This window comes from Streptomyces silaceus (genome assembly GCF_001419745.1).
Taxonomy (GTDB): domain Bacteria; phylum Actinomycetota; class Actinomycetes; order Streptomycetales; family Streptomycetaceae; genus Streptomyces; species Streptomyces silaceus.
On sequence record NZ_LIRJ01000066.1, the window covers coordinates 1 to 13,126 of the forward strand.

Annotated in this window: 13 protein-coding genes; 7 read left to right on the forward strand and 6 right to left on the reverse strand. The window is 70.2% G+C overall.

The annotated features are described in order from the left end of the window. Positions 1–130: 130 nt before the first annotated feature. Complete coding sequence (locus tag AOK22_RS41830) at positions 131–277, reverse strand: hypothetical protein (protein WP_167357836.1); 147 nt, start codon at positions 275–277, stop codon at positions 131–133. A 219-nt stretch (positions 278–496) separates the two neighbouring features. On the opposite strand from AOK22_RS41830, the gene AOK22_RS07520 reads away from it, so the two are divergent. The 5 genes from AOK22_RS07520 (at position 497) to AOK22_RS07540 (ending at position 4,256) form a co-directional block, all read left to right on the forward strand. Beyond that, the gene (locus AOK22_RS07520; protein WP_055697798.1) at positions 497–943 is read left to right on the forward strand and encodes a DUF6278 family protein; all 447 of its coding nucleotides are present in this window, start codon (positions 497–499) and stop codon (positions 941–943) included. Positions 944–1,057: 114 nt separating this feature from the next. Continuing rightward, a complete protein-coding gene (locus AOK22_RS07525) occupies positions 1,058–1,801 on the forward strand; it encodes an amino acid ABC transporter ATP-binding protein (protein ID WP_055697799.1) in 744 nt (247 codons plus the stop codon). A gap of 14 nt (positions 1,802–1,815) precedes the next feature. Further along, entirely contained in the window at positions 1,816–2,736 is a 921-nt protein-coding gene (locus AOK22_RS07530; protein ID WP_237773307.1) for a glutamate ABC transporter substrate-binding protein, read from the forward strand. 9 nt (positions 2,737–2,745) lie between these two features. Then, positions 2,746–3,390, forward strand: coding sequence for an amino acid ABC transporter permease (locus AOK22_RS07535; RefSeq protein ID WP_055697800.1), 645 nt, complete (start codon positions 2,746–2,748; stop codon positions 3,388–3,390). Then, positions 3,387–4,256: an amino acid ABC transporter permease gene (locus tag AOK22_RS07540; RefSeq protein WP_055697801.1), complete on the forward strand. Its 870-nt coding sequence runs from the start codon at positions 3,387–3,389 to the stop codon at positions 4,254–4,256. Before AOK22_RS07535 ends, AOK22_RS07540 begins: the two co-directional genes overlap by 4 nt. Before the next feature lie 32 nt (positions 4,257–4,288). Here the strand turns inward: AOK22_RS07540 and AOK22_RS07545 are convergent, their stop codons facing one another. From AOK22_RS07545 to AOK22_RS07555, 3 genes are all read right to left on the reverse strand, one after another. Then, entirely contained in the window at positions 4,289–5,803 is a 1,515-nt protein-coding gene (locus AOK22_RS07545; RefSeq protein WP_244164710.1) for an alpha/beta fold hydrolase, read from the reverse strand. A gap of 203 nt (positions 5,804–6,006) precedes the next feature. Continuing rightward, on the reverse strand, positions 6,007–7,194 hold the full coding sequence (locus AOK22_RS07550; RefSeq protein WP_055697803.1) for a L,D-transpeptidase: 1,188 nt from the start codon (positions 7,192–7,194) through the stop codon (positions 6,007–6,009). 134 nt (positions 7,195–7,328) lie between these two features. Further along, entirely contained in the window at positions 7,329–8,084 is a 756-nt protein-coding gene (locus tag AOK22_RS07555) for a hypothetical protein (protein ID WP_063795214.1), read from the reverse strand. Positions 8,085–8,188: 104 nt separating this feature from the next. On the opposite strand from AOK22_RS07555, the gene ggt reads away from it, so the two are divergent. After that, positions 8,189–9,997: a gamma-glutamyltransferase gene (ggt, locus tag AOK22_RS07560; RefSeq protein WP_055697805.1), complete on the forward strand. Its 1,809-nt coding sequence runs from the start codon at positions 8,189–8,191 to the stop codon at positions 9,995–9,997. Between the two features lie 46 nt (positions 9,998–10,043). Here the strand turns inward: ggt and AOK22_RS07565 are convergent, their stop codons facing one another. Both AOK22_RS07565 and map read right to left on the reverse strand, forming a co-directional pair. Beyond that, positions 10,044–11,921 (reverse strand): WD40 repeat domain-containing protein, encoded by a 1,878-nt coding sequence (locus tag AOK22_RS07565; protein ID WP_157872194.1) that lies wholly within the window; start codon positions 11,919–11,921, stop codon positions 10,044–10,046. A 46-nt stretch (positions 11,922–11,967) separates the two neighbouring features. Further along, the gene (gene map, locus AOK22_RS07570) at positions 11,968–12,735 is read right to left on the reverse strand and encodes a type I methionyl aminopeptidase (RefSeq protein WP_055697807.1); all 768 of its coding nucleotides are present in this window, start codon (positions 12,733–12,735) and stop codon (positions 11,968–11,970) included. A gap of 48 nt (positions 12,736–12,783) precedes the next feature. Between map and AOK22_RS07575 the strand changes: the two genes are divergently transcribed. Next, positions 12,784–13,035 (forward strand): helix-turn-helix domain-containing protein, encoded by a 252-nt coding sequence (locus tag AOK22_RS07575; protein WP_055697809.1) that lies wholly within the window; start codon positions 12,784–12,786, stop codon positions 13,033–13,035. The last annotated feature ends 91 nt before the right edge of the window (positions 13,036–13,126 follow it).

Sequence of the window (13,126 nt, forward strand, 5' to 3'; positions counted from 1 at the left end):
CCGGCGAGGGTGGATCCGGCGATCCGCCCGCCCGCCGCGTCGGGCACCACGTCCTTGACCTGCGCGACGTCCGCTCCGCCGAGCGTGACCACCGGGCGTTTGGTCAGGCCGGAGGCCCGTACGAGCGCACTCATCGCACCCTCCCGCCCCCCGGACGCCGGCCGCGCCGCACCACGACCACCCCGCCGCCGCGCCGCCGTGCCTGTACGCCCAGCACCGCGGCCGTCAGCAGCCCCAGCGCGACGACCACGACGACCAACCAGGCCCACCACTCCATCGTCCACCTCCCGGACCGGCCCCTCGGACCCCCACGAGCACCGAAACAGCACTCACGAACGGCCACGAGTACCCCTCCGGGGGGAACGGTCACCTGCCGGGCAGGTACGGCGTGATGCGCATGATTCCGTGATCAACTGATGCAAGATACATTCTTGGACATACGGAATCCGCGCCCGGCCGCGCATCCGGCGGCGCCACCCCGACGGAGAGGCCGACCATGCACATCCCGTTCCTCGACAACTGGCGCAGGCGGAACGCGGCGGCGGAGCGGGCCGAGGAAGGACTCGCGGCCGCCTTCAGGGACGATCCCGACGGCGTCGCCGAACTCCTCTCCGAGTGCGAGCTGCTGCGCTCCCAGGCGGCCGCCGCCGGCCTCGAACTCGACGACTCCCCGGCCTCGTTGGCCGCCCTCGACCAGCTGCTGCCGCGCTGGCGCGACGACCCGGAGATGCTGCCGTGGCTCGGCAACGACGCGGGGCTGTATCTGGGGACCGTCGTGGTGCGGACGGTGCCGGGCGCGGCCTGGCACGTGTGGCCCGGCGGCAGCCCGGTGGTGCGGCTCGCGTCCGGGCGGGACATCCCGGTCGTCGAGGCGGGGCTCGACTGGGCGGTGCAGGGCGCGCCCGAACTCTCCCAGGTCTACGCCGAGGCCTCCGAAACGTAGCCACGATTGGCGCAAATACGGTTAATGCCCATACGAGCGTGTCGTCCAGTAAGTCCCGTTTTGACGTGGATAGTTTGCGCGGACGTACACAGCTGAGAGTGGGCAGGTCTTGCCATGGCCGTCGATCCTTTGATCGAGCTGCGTGATGTGAACAAGTACTACGGAGAGCTGCATGTCCTCCAGGACATCGATCTCACCGTCGGCAAGGGGGAGGTGGTCGTCGTCATCGGCCCGTCAGGGTCGGGCAAATCGACACTGTGCCGGACGATCAACCGGCTCGAGACCATCCAGTCGGGAGACATCAGACTCGACGGGCAGCCACTGCCCGAAGAGGGAAAGGCCCTCGCGAAGCTCCGCGCCGAAGTCGGCATGGTCTTCCAGTCCTTCAACCTCTTCGCGCACAAGACCGTTCTCCAGAACGTCTCGTTGGCGCAGATCAAGGTGCGGGGCCGCAAGAAGGACGAGGCGGACCGGCGCTCCCGTGAACTCCTGGAGCGCGTGGGCCTGTCCGCGCACGCCGAGAAGTACCCGGCGCAGCTCTCCGGCGGCCAGCAGCAGCGCGTGGCCATCGCCCGCGCGCTCGCCATGGACCCCAAGGCGCTGCTCTTCGACGAGCCGACCTCGGCGCTCGACCCCGAGATGATCAACGAGGTCCTCGAGGTCATGCAGCAGCTCGCCCGCGACGGCATGACGATGGTCGTCGTCACGCACGAGATGGGCTTCGCCCGCTCGGCGGCCAACCGCGTCGTCTTCATGGCCGACGGCCGCATCGTCGAGGACCGGGCCCCCGAGGACTTCTTCGACAACCCGGAGAGCGAGCGCGCCAAGGACTTCCTCTCCAAGATCCTCAAGCACTGACGGGGGAGGTGCTCATGAAGCGACACATCACGCGTACGACACGTCTGTTCGCGGCGCTCGTGCTGGCCGCCTGCGCCGCCGGCGCCTGCGGCAAGGAGGGCAGCCCGCCCACCAAGGGACCCTCGGCCGAGCAACTGCCCACGTACCGGGTGGCGGCAGACTTCCGGCTGCCCGATTCCGGGACCTGGAAGAAGGCAAGGAGCCGCGGCCGCTTCGTCGTCGGCGCCAAGGAGGACCAGCCCTACCTCGGCGAGAAGGACCCGGCGACCGGGACCTACTCCGGCTTCGACATCGAGATCGCCAAGATGATCTCGGCCTCGCTCGGACTCGACCCCCAAAGGATCGAGTTCAAGACCATCGCGTCGGCGAACCGCGAAACCGCCCTGCAGAACGGGCAGATCGACTACTACGTCGGCACCTACACCATCAACGACAACCGCAAGAAGCTCGTCGGCTTCGGCGGCCCGTACTACATGGCGGGCCAGGGCCTGCTGGTCCGCAAGGACGAGGACGACATCGACGGGCCCCAGGACCTGGCCGGCAAACGCGTCTGCTCGGCCGCCGGATCCACCCCCTACCAGCGGATCCAGAAGGACTACCCGAAGGCCACGCTCGTCGCGTACGACACGTACTCGGTCTGCGTCGACAACCTGCTGACCTACCAGGTCGACGCCGTCACCACCGACGACGCGATCCTGATCGGCTACGCGGCCAAGGTGCCCGACGAACTCAAGCTGGTCGGCGAGCCGTTCTCGAAGGAGCCGTACGGCATCGGCGTGCCCCGGGGCGACAACGCGCTGCGCTTCGCCGTCGACGACGCCCTCGCGGCCCGCGAGAAGGACGGCGACTGGAAGAAGGCCTACGACGCCACCCTCGGCCTCTCCGGGGTCCCGGCGCCGAAGCCGCCCGCCATCGACCGCTACCCGGCGAGCTGAGGAGGCGTCGTGGACGTACTGACAGACAACTTCTCCACGTTCGGCGACGGGTTCCTCGGCACCGTCGAACTCACCGTCTACGCCTCGATCCTGGCGCTCGTGCTCGGCTTCGTCATGGCCTCGTTCCGCGTCGCGCCCGTCGGGTCCTTCCGGGTCTTCGGCACGGTGTGGGTGACGGTCCTGCGCAACACCCCGCTCACGCTGCTGTTCTTCGCGGTGCTGCTCGGGCTCCCGCGCTTCGGCCTCGTGCTGCCGTTCAAGGTGTTCGCGGTGCTCGCGCTCGGCTGCTACACCTCCGCCTTCATCTGCGAGGCGCTCAGGTCCGGCATCAACACCGTGCCCAAGGGGCAGGGCGAGGCGGCCCGCAGCCTCGGCATGACCTTCGGACAGACGCTGTCCATGGTGGTGCTGCCGCAGGCCTTCCGGTCCGTCATCGCGCCGGTCGGCTCCAACCTGATCGCGCTCGCCAAGAACTCCGCGATCGCCGGGGCGTTCAGCGTCACCGAGCTGCTCGGCACGTACAAGACGCTCAGCGAGCTGGGCTACAACATCATCTGGACCTTCGTCTGGATCGCCCTCGGCTACCTCATCATCACCCTCGCCATCAGCGCGATCTTCAATGTCCTCGAGAAGCGCTGGGGAGTCGCCCGATGAAAGCCCTCTCCCACGATTCGACCGCCCTGTACGACATCCCGGGCCCCCACACCGTGCGGCGGCACAAGCTCTACGGGGTGCTCTCCACCCTGGTGGTGCTCGGGCTCGTCGCCTGGATCCTGTACCTGCTCTTCGACACCGACCAGTTCACCCGCACCAAGTGGACGCCCTTCGAGTACAAGGGCATCCAGGAACTGCTGCTGCGCGGCCTCGGCAACACGCTCAAGGCGTTCGCCATCGCCGCGGTGCTCTCGCTCGCGCTCGGCGGACTGCTCGCCATGGGGCGGCTCTCCGACCACCGTCCGGTGCGCTGGGTGGCCACGCTGCTCGTGGAGTTCTTCCGCGCGATGCCGGTCCTGGTGATGATCTTCTTCGTCTTCGTGGCGCTGAAGGTCCAGCCGCTGCCCGCGCTCGTGACCGGACTCACGCTCTACAACGGCTCCGTACTCGCCGAGGTCTTCCGATCCGGCGTCAATTCCGTGGAGAGGGGGCAGCGGGAGGCGGCGTACGCGCTCGGCATGCGCAAGACCCAGGTCATGTCGCACGTCCTGGTGCCGCAGGCCGTGCGCGCCATGTTGCCCGCCATCATCAGCCAGTTGGTGGTGGCCCTGAAGGACACGTCACTCGGTTATCTGATCACCTATGAGGAGTTTCTCCACGCCGGGAAGCTGATCGCGTCGAATCTCGACTACGATTTGCCCTTCATCCCCGTGGTCATGGTGATCTCACCGATCTACATCGGGATGTGCATGTTGCTGTCGTGGTTCGCCCAGTGGGTGTCCAAGCGTCAGCGGCGCAATCCCAAGACCGAGGCCGCGGAAGTCGCCCCGGCCGAACCAGGGACGCTGCTGCCGGGAGCGCAGTAGCAGGGCCACGCCCACCCGGCAGCAGCCGGTGATCACTGCTCGCGCAGGGGGACGGACACGTACGACGGGTCTGCCTCGGGCGAGGAGAAGGTCAGCTGCGCGCCGGACGGGTTGTGCTCGATGTAGAGCGGGTCGACCGTGTCGACGACCAGGGCGAGCTTGTGTCCTGCCGGTACGTCGTAGGCCGTGGAGAACAACTCCAGGTCCACGCCGAACGGCTTGCCGGGCGTCTTGCCGTGGAAGGTGTACGGCGCGTTGCTGACCAGCTTGCCGAGGCCGAGCGGGCCCACGTCGTAGAGGTACGCGACGAGGGTGCCGCTCTCCTTGGTGCTGGAGAGCGTCGTGTGCAGCTTCGCCGTCCCGCGCACCCGCTGGACGCTCTCGTACCTCTCCGACTGCCAGACGCCCGTGTAGCGGCGCGGGAGCAGCGGCACCGACGCCATCGGCGGGATCTTGAGGAACTGGTCGAGGGCGTTCGAGAGGATCGCGATGCCGCCGTTGGCGCCCGAGTCGACGTTCGTGCGGATCGTGGTGGTGCCGGACATCGCGATCTTCTTGCTGGTGGGGCCCACCGACTTCCAGTCCGGGTACCCCTCGTAGCCGCCGTCGGAGCGGGACTTGATCCGGACCGGCTGCTCCTTGTCGACGCCGTTGTCGGCGCCCTTGAGGTAGTGGTCGAACCAGCACTGCGTGGAGGTCCAGGTGTCGTTGGGCAGCCCGAGCAGGCCGGTGGCCTCCGCGGTGGCGTGGTCGCCGGGGCGGAACTCCAGGCGCTTGGGGCCGGTCAGCCGCTCGTAGAACGCGGCGTACTGGTTGGGCGGGAAGAGCGTGTCGCCCCAGGCGTTGCCGAGCATGATGGCCGCGCCGTTGTCGTTGATCCTGTCGAGGTAGGTCGCGGGGGAGCGCTTCTTGCCCCACGCGATCATCTCGTCCTCCTTGTCCAGGTTGGACCCGAGGAAGTCCTTGAGGGTCTGCTGGAGTTCGGGGCTGGGGCGGCCGGTGAGCACGCCCAGGCCGCCGAGCAGGCCCGCGGCCTGGGCGTGCTGGGTGCGGCCGCTGTAGATCGAGTCGATGAGATCGGCCCAGCCGCTCATCGCGGCGACGGCCTTGATCCGCTTGTCGTGTCCCGCGGCGAGCAGGCTGATGCCCGCGCCGTACGAGACGCCCGCCATGCCGATCCGCTTCGGGTCGGCCGGGGTGTTCTTCAGGGTCCAGTCGATGACCTTGGAGGCGTCCGCGATGTCCTCGGGGCCCGCGGTCTCGATCTCGCCGCCGGACTGCCAGAAGCCCCGGGAGTTGTAACTCACCACGACATAGCCGGAGTCCGCGAGCTTCTGCGCCTGCGCGACGTACTCGATCTGCGGCATGGCCCAGCTGGTGGGGAGCACGATCGCCGGGTAGGAGGCGCCGGACCTCGCGTCCTTGGGCGTGAAGACGTTCGCCTTGAGGATCGTGCCGCCGTCGCCGGGGATGTCGACGAAGCGGACGTCCGGGGAGCTCGCGGCCCGCGGCGCGGCGGCCGGCGCCGCCTGCGCCGCCGGGGCCATGCCGAGGGCGGCGGTGGCGACGAGGCTCGCCGAGACCGCGCCCACGGCGGTCGTACGCAGGGCGCGGTGCGGGTGCGAAGGGCTCACGGGTCACTTCCTCACTCGTTGAAAGTGCAAAGTGACCTGACGGTAACCGTGATCCTTTACCGGGGGTAACCCGTCGGTAAGTTACGCCCCGGTAACGATAGTTGAACGGCTGACGCCTACGTCAGTGCGCTCTTGGCCTGCCAGTCCGACCAGGAGATGTTCCACTCGCCGTAGCCGTTGCCCGGGTCTGGGACGCCCTTCGAGCCGCTGCCGGTGACCTCGAAGGGGTCGCCTATCTGGGCCTGGCCGTAGAGCCAGCCCGCGTCGCCGTTGCTCATGCCGACGCAGCCGGAGCTGTGGTTGGTGTTGCCGAAGTACGAGGCGTTCCACGGGGCCGCGTGCGCGTACATGCCCGACCAGGTCAGCCGCATCGAGTAGTCGACCATCTTGTCGTAGGCGTCGCCGAGGCCCACCGTCTCGGAGCGCATGTTGATCGTGCCCTCCTTCGACATCAGGACGGACGTGCCGCCCCAGGAGGCCTTCTCGCCGCCGGGGGTGCCGGCCGACATCGGCAGTGACTTGACCGTCTTGCCGTCGCGCACCAGCGTCGCCGTCTTGCTGTCCAGGTTCACCTTCACGACCTGGTTCCTGCCGATGGTGAAGTTCGTGGCGTAGTCGCGGACGAACCAGTCGTCGCCGCCCGAGTCGATGCCGTTGAGCCGCGCGTCCAGCTTCACCTTCGTGCCGGACTTCCAGTACTCCTTGGGGCGCCAGTCGACGCGGTCCTTGCCGTCGTAGTTCTTGATCCAGCCCCAGGACCCGGTGGTGTCGTCCGAGGTCGTCACCTTCAGGTGCTTCTCGACCTCGGCCTTGTTGCGCACCGGGTTGTCGAAGGTGATCGACAGGGGCTGGGCGACGCCGACGGTGGTGTTCTTGCCCGGGGCGAGCGTCACCTTGTTGACCTTGCCGGGCTCGGCCGTCTTGAAGGACGCCTTCGCGCTGCCGCCCTCGTCGGTGGTGGCCTCGACCTCGTACGCGGTGCCGGGGGCCGCCTTGCGGTCCGAGGTCCAGGTGGTGCCGTTCTTCGACACCTTGCCCGAGAGCTTCCCGCCCTTGGCGTCGGCGACGCTGACCTGCTTCAGCCTGCCGTCGGCCAGGCTCACCTCGACGGGCTCGCCCGCCTTGGCCTGCTGACCGGTGAGGTTCACGGAGATCTTCGGCTTCTCGGCGGCCTTGTCGGCGCCGGACGACTCACCGCCGCCCGAGCAGGCGCTCAGGGCGGCGGCAAGGACCGCGACTCCCGCGGTCGCCGCGTGGCGGGTGCGAAGGGGGCGTCGGCGGCTCGAAGAGCGCTGCGGCGTCAAGGAAACGTACCTCCGTGCGAATGTGGACTGCACGGAGAGAGTTCTGAAGACGTCTTCAGGTTGCCTGATGTCCGGAAATTGCCTGCTAGCTCACAGAAGGCCCCGGATGGTGTCGGCGCAGGGTGATCCCGTGCTCACTTGGCGCGATGGGAGTTGCGCGCGGAGGGGGCGGGCGGCGGGGTCTGCGCCGCGCGCGTCACGTCCGCGACGAGCTCGACGACGTCGGCTCCGTACGCCTGCGAATTGACGATCTTCAGCAGCAGGACGAACGCGTTGTTGCCGTGCTTGCGGGCGAGCTTCTCGTGGTGGCGGGCCAGATAGCGGGTCGCCGCCTGGCTGGTGACCGCGCGCTGCCCGCAGAAGAGGAAGACGGGTCGGGCGTCCTGGCCCTGGTCGGCGGTGAGCCGCGCGAGGATCACGTACTCCGCGAGCCCCGCCTCCAGGCGGTAGCGCTCACCGCCGATCTGGAAGGCGCCGCGGTCGGGGATCGGCTCCGGCTCGGTGTTCACGCGGACGCCGGGGAGCAGCGAGTGCATGTGCGCGGCCATCCGGCGGTTCGCCACCGGGCTGCCGACGCAGAACTCGGTGCGCTCGCCGAAGCCCTGCTGGGCCGCGTCGTGCGCGACGATCTGGGCGTGCGCCCCGCACTCCTTGATCACCGCGGCGAGCTCGATGAGCGCGAACACGTCGTGACGCACCACGGTCAGCTCGGGGCCGCCCGCGTCGCGGTTGACCACCAGCAGCGACTCGGAGTTGTCGGGCAGCCCGAAGAAGGCCTGCTTGCGGCGGAGCCTGCGCTTCCAGAGGTAGCTGCGGGCGAGCCAGCCAAGGACGGCGGCGATGCCGACCGCGATCAGGCCGAGGACGATGGTGCGCACGTCTTCAGTCATGGGGGCGCATGCTAGCGGCCGTCGGATCCGTGTTCGAGGGAGGCCCTGACGCGGCAGGTGCCACGAAGTTACGCTGCGCAGACGGCTGTTGACTGGAGGTACGAATGCGGCGCGCTGTCGTACGTAATCTGACGCTATGGGCGGTCGGAGGGGTATTGGTGACGGTCGGTGCGGCCGCGCCCCCTTCGCCTACGCGCTCAGCGGAACCGGCCACACCGCCCAAGGCGCCCGTCGCCGTCGGGTACGGCGGAGCGGTCGCCAGCGTCGACCCGGACGCCTCGGCCGCCGGGATCGAGGTCCTGCGCAAGGGCGGCAACGCCGTGGACGCGGCCGTGGCCACCGCCGCCGCGCTCGGCGTCACCGAGCCCTACTCGGCCGGTGTGGGCGGCGGCGGATACTTCGTCCACTACGACGCGAAGTCCCGCAAGGTCAGCACGATCGACGGCCGCGAGACGGCCCCGCGCACCGCCGACTCCGGGCTCTTCCTGGAGAACGGCAAGCCGATCCCCTTCGCCGACGCCGTCACCAGCGGCCTCGGCGTCGGCACCCCGGGCACGCCCGCCACCTGGCAGTCGGCACTCGACCAGTGGGGCAGCAAGCGGCTCGGCACGCTCCTGAAGCCCGCCGAGCGCCTGGCCCGCGACGGCTTCACGGTCGACGCGACCTTCCGCTCGCAGACCGAGTCGAACCAGCAGCGGTTCAAGGACTTCCCCGACACGGCGAAGCTGTTCCTGCCGGGCGGCAGGCTGCCGGTGGTCGGCTCGACGTTCAAGAACCCCGATCTCGCGCGTACGTACGAGGAGCTGGGCCGCAAGGGCGTCGGCGCGCTCTACCACGGCAAGCTCGCCCAGGACGTCGTCCGCACCGTGAACAAGCCGCCCGTCGACCCGGCCTCCGGCCGCGTGGCCCGCCCCGGGGACCTCTCCCTCAAGGACCTCGCGGCGTACGGGGTCAAGCGCCAGAAGCCCACGAAGACCTCCTACCGCGGGCTCGACGTGTACTCGATGGCGCCCTCGTCCTCCGGCGGCACGACCGTCGGCGAGGCGCTCAACATCCTGGAGCGGACCGAGCTCTCGAAGGCGTCGAAGGCCGCGTACCTGCACCGCTACATCGAGGCCAGCCGCATCGCGTTCGCCGACCGGGGGCGCTGGGTCGGCGACCCGGCCTTCGAGGACGTACCGACGAAGGACCTGCTCACGCAGAGGTTCGCCGACTCGCGCGCGTGCCTGATCAAGGACGACGCGGTCCTCAAGAGCCCGCTCGCGCCCGGCGACCCGCGCCACCCCGAGCCGTGCGCCGCGGGCGACAAGGCGGCCCCGACGACGTACGAGGGCGAGAACACCACGCACCTCACCGCGGCCGACAAGTGGGGCAACGTCGTCGCCTACACCCTCACGATCGAGTCGACGGGCGGCAGCGGCATCACCGTGCCCGGCCGAGGCTTCCTGCTCAACAACGAACTGACGGACTTCTCCTTCGCGCCCGCCGACCCGGCCGTGCACGACCCGAACCTGCCGGGTCCGGGCAAGCGTCCCCGCTCCTCGATCGCCCCGACGATCGTGCTCAAGCACGGCAAGCCGGTGGTGGCGCTCGGCTCACCGGGCGGCGCGACCATCGTCACGACCGTCCTGCAGACCCTGACGGGCTTCGTCGACCGGGGGCTGCCGCTGGTCGACGCGATCGCGGCGCCGCGCGCCAGCCAGCGCAACGCCGCGCAGACCGAGCTCGAACCGGCCCTGTGGGACAGCCCGTTGAGGACGTCGCTCGAAGCCATCGGGCACTCCTTCAAGCAGAATCCGGAGATCGGCGCGGCCACCGGCGTGCAGCGCCTGCCGGACGGCAAGTGGCTCGCCGCCGCGGAGAAGGTCCGCAGGGGCGGCGGCTCGGCGATGGTGGTGCGTCCCGCCAAGTGAGCCGACGGGTCCGGGGGCTCGCGCACGGGCCCCCGGACCCGCCTCGCTAAGAGGCGGGCGAGGCGGCGCAGTTCTGCTCCAGCTCGTTCGCCGCCCAGCGGATCGACGACTCCGGGTCGTCGTGCAGATACCGCAGCACGGGCAGCGCCTCGCGCACCGCGGCCAACTGCGCGTCGCCGCGTCCGCCGCGGGCCTGACGCACGTCGGCGAGATCGGCGATGAGCAGCAGCAGTGTGCTCCGCGACAGGTTGTCCGGATCCGTCATCAGGTCGACCAGGAACGGGATCGCGGGCACCGCGGCGGTCGAGGCGGCCTCCTTGGAGACCAGCAGCCGGTACAGGTCGTGGACCGCGTCCATCGCGGTCTTCTTGTCGTCCGAGGCGACCTTCCCTATCAGCTCGGGAATCATGTGGCCCGGCCCGCGGGCCGTCCACAGCGAGCCCCAGTCGACGCCGTCCAGGCGCAGCTGGAGGTCGCGGTGCGGCCAGAGCTTCGCGGTGTCCAGGCGGAGCGCGGCGGTGCCGTCCGCGTCGGTGACGCGCAGGGTGCCGTCGTCGTCGAGGCCGAGGAACCTGATCCCGGTGCCCAGGCGCAGCCCGGCCACCGCGTCGGAGTCGAGGTCCCACAGGCGCACCAGGCCGTCGTCCCAGGCGGCGGCGAGCGCGGGCCCGGTCTCCATCGTCGCGGCGGCCAGCGCCCGTACGCGGGTGCGGCGGCGGGCGAAGGGGACCCGCATCGGCTTGCGCCGGGTGCTCCAGTAGCGGACCACGCCGTTCTCGTCGCCGCTCAGCACGAGCCGCATGCCGTTGCCGACCTTCAGACAGGCGAGCGCGCTCACCGGCGCGCGGTGCAGCGTCAAGGAGATGGTCTCGGGGGATTCGTCGTCGGTCTCCAGGACGTGGACGACGCCGTCCACGTCGCCCGCGACGAGCGTGGTCGCGTCCCGGTCGGCGGCCACCGCGCGCAGCGCGCCCGGTGTCTGGACGAGCGAGGCGGCGGCGCCGGGCACGCTCGGCGGGGCGCTGTACCCGCGCGCGAGGACGGTCCAGCGCCCCCGGGAGTCGGCCTCGCCCTCGGCCAGCGTGAGCGGCCCGAGGTCCTCCAGGGGCTCGGGCGTCTCGGTGGGCGGCCGGATCGCCTTGTCCCCGGACCAGTCGACACCGAGGGTCTCGGCGACCGCGACGAGGGCGTCGCGGGTCCGGGCGTTGATGACGATCCGGAAGTCGGCGCCCGGCCCGCGGCCGTGCCGGATCACGGCATCCGGCCCGCCGTACGACAGGGCGTCCGTGTCCATCTCCTGCCAGGGCAGCAGCCCCAGTTCGCGGTACGAGGACTCCAGGCGCCGGACGATCTCCGGGTCGGCGTCGACGGTCGCGCGGGGGACCCGCAGGGTCCAGCCGTAGTGCGCCGGCATCCGTTCGAAGGCGAGCTGGGTGAGGAACTCGGACAGCGAACGGCTCTGCACGACCCACTCGCCGCCGACGCTCACGACGACGCGCGGGTCGGGCAGTTCGGCCTCGGCGGCGAGATAGCCCCACTCGTGGCTGTAGTGGTACTCGGACATGAAGACGCAGACCCGGGGGTCCCCGTCGTCCTCGACGAGACCGCTGTCCGGCTCGGCCTCCAGCTCGGAGATCTTCGGCGGCCACTGGGTGTGGACCCAGTACAGACGCGGCTTGAAGGCGAAGGAGTTGACGGACGAGGAGTCCCACCACTCGTTCAGGGCCTGCGGGACGGGGAGTTCCCAGTCGATGCCGTGCTGCTGGTTCTCGCCGCCCCACCGGGAGTGGCCGGGCTCGCCGCCCGGGTCCTCGTATCCCCACTCGCGCTGCACCGCGTCGAGCAACTCCCAGCGGGGGCGGCCCTGTTGCCACTCCCTCAGCCGTTCCGCGAACTGTCCGTAGTCAATGATCTCTGGCGTCACCGGAGAATCGTACGGATGATCTACGTCGGGGAATGTCCCCGCGCGGTCACAGTGCCGTGAGGATCCTGGGACCGTCCTCGGTGATCGCCACGGTGTGCTCCGCGTGGGCGGCGCGGCTGCCGTCGTTCGTGCGCAGCGTCCAGCCGTCCGGGGCGGCGTGGTAGTCGTCGCGGCCGCCCGCGGTCACCATCGGCTCGATGGCCAGGGCCATGCCGACGCGCAGGGGCATGCCGCGCCCCGGGCGGCCCTCGTTCGGGACGGAGGGGTCCTCGTGCATCTGGCGGCCGATGCCGTGGCCGCCGAAGTCCTCCGGGATGCCGTACTTCTCCTTGCGGCAGACCGTGCCGATGGCGTGGGCGATGTCGCCGATGCGGTTGCCGACGACGGCCGCCGCGATGCCGGCCGCAAGCGCGCGCTCCGCCGTCTCGACGAGGCGGAGGTCCTCGGGGCGCGGGGTGCCCACGACGAAGCTGATCGCGGAGTCGCCGGCCCAGCCGTCGAGGGTGGCGCCGCAGTCGATGGAGACGAGGTCGCCGTCGCGCAGGCGGTAGCCGTCCGGGATGCCGTGCACGATCGCGTCGTTCACCGAGGTGCAGAGCACGGCGGGGAAGGGGGTCGGGGCGAAGTGCGGCTGGTAGCCGAGGAAGGGCGAGGTCGCGCCGGCCTCGCGGATCACGGCGTGGGCCGCGGCGTCCAGGTCGAGCAGGGAGGCGCCCACGGTCGCGGCCTCGCGGGCGGCGGCGAGTGCCTGGGCCACGACGCGGCCCGCTTCGCGCATGGCATCGATCGATTGTGCTGTCTTGAGTTCCACCATGCCAATTACTATACCGGTATTTGAATGGGGGTCGGCTACGATGGTCCCATGGTTCGAACACCACTGACTCCCGAAGAGCGCGAGCGCGGCGAGCGGCTCGGCATGGTCCTGCGGGATGCGCGGGGGGAGCGGAGCATGGTGTCGGTGGCGGCGGAGGCGGGTGTCTCCGCGGAGACGCTGCGCAAGATCGAGACGGGGAGGGCGCCTACGCCGGCGCTCTTCACGGTGGCGGCGCTGGCGTCCGTCCTCGGCCTGTCCCTGGACGAGATCGTGACCCGCTGCGCGCTGGCGGCGGCCTGAGGTTCGGCTGCGCCGGGCTTGGATCCCGCTTGTCGCTGCGCGGCGCCGGAGGTGTGCCTGCCTGCGCCGGGGCGGGTGCCTCCTTCATCGC